This window comes from Streptomyces sp. WELS2 (assembly GCF_013870595.1).
Taxonomy (GTDB): Bacteria; Actinomycetota; Actinomycetes; order Streptomycetales; family Streptomycetaceae; genus Streptomyces.
Genome location: NZ_JACBWZ010001350.1, coordinates 1 through 1,061, shown reverse-complemented (window position 1 = coordinate 1,061; position 1,061 = coordinate 1). Strand labels below are relative to the sequence as shown.

1 pseudogene is annotated in these 1,061 nt (G+C 74.6%); it reads right to left on the bottom strand.

The window, feature by feature from the left end:
• Window positions 1-544, bottom strand: a pseudogene (locus H5J33_RS36285) (hypothetical protein); the annotation flags it as partial.
• Window positions 545-1,061: the final 517 nt, after the last annotated feature.

The following is a 1,061-nucleotide window of genomic DNA, read 5'->3' as shown; positions in this document are numbered from 1 at the left end:
CGGTCCCGAACCGCGCGGTGAGCAGCGCGTCCCGGCGCATTTCGCCCCGGTAGCGCGCCGAGTCCCCGCGCTGCGACACGGTGCGCAGCGTGCACGGCCCGAACCGGGCGCCGTCCAGCACGGTGTCCGGGACCAGACCGTCCAGGGCGTCCGGGTCGGCGGGCGGGAGCGTGGTGGGCTCGGGCTCGTAGGTGGGCGGTCCGGAGCCGACGTGGTCCGGGGTGTCCGCGGGGACGGCGGAGTCGGTGAGGTCGGCGGAGTCGGCGGGGTGGTCCGGTTGCGGCGGCCCGGCCGGCTCCGGTTCCGGTTCCGGGGGAGGCGACGACTCCCGGCAGGACGACGGCTCCTGGGAAGACAACGGCTCCTGGGCGGGCGACGGCTCCTCGGGCCCCGGCCGTTCCGTCACCGCGTTCCGTGCCGAGGCGTACCGGTCGTCCAGGGAGTCGGGCGCCCGCGCGGGACCCGTGTCCGGCGTGATGCCGTCGTACAACTCCCCCCACCAGTCGTCGTTTTGACGATCGGGGATCGCGCCCTGCCCGCTCATGCCCCTGATTGTCACCGCACGGACCACGGAAAAACCGGGACACCGGGAAATTGCCGCGCACCGCCCCGCCTCGTCCGGCACTTTGGGTGGGGGACTGAACAGCCCTACGAGCAAAGGGCGTTGGCCGCCGGGCGGCCCTACCCCCCACGGGAGGGCCGCCCGGCGGCGCTTGAGATGGTCCGGCCCCGGAGCCCCTACCACGCGCTCGCACACACGTCCGGGGCCGGGCCATCGCACCGGCCGGGTTCCCCGGTATCGCGCCCGTGAACCAGGTGAACGGCCGTGCGTTCTGCGGCCGCTGTCACCTTGCCGGACGCGCCGCCACTGCGGCGATGATGTCCGGCGGCGGGTTCGCGCCGTGGCCGTTCACCGCCACGCCGCTCTCGTTTCCGCTTGGTCGACGCACACGGAGGAGCGCGGGGCGATGCTGGCAGCGATAGGCCTGGACGAGACGCACGAGGCGGCCTACCGGGTGCTGGTGTCCGTGGGCGCGGCCGACGTGGCCGATCTGGCGCGG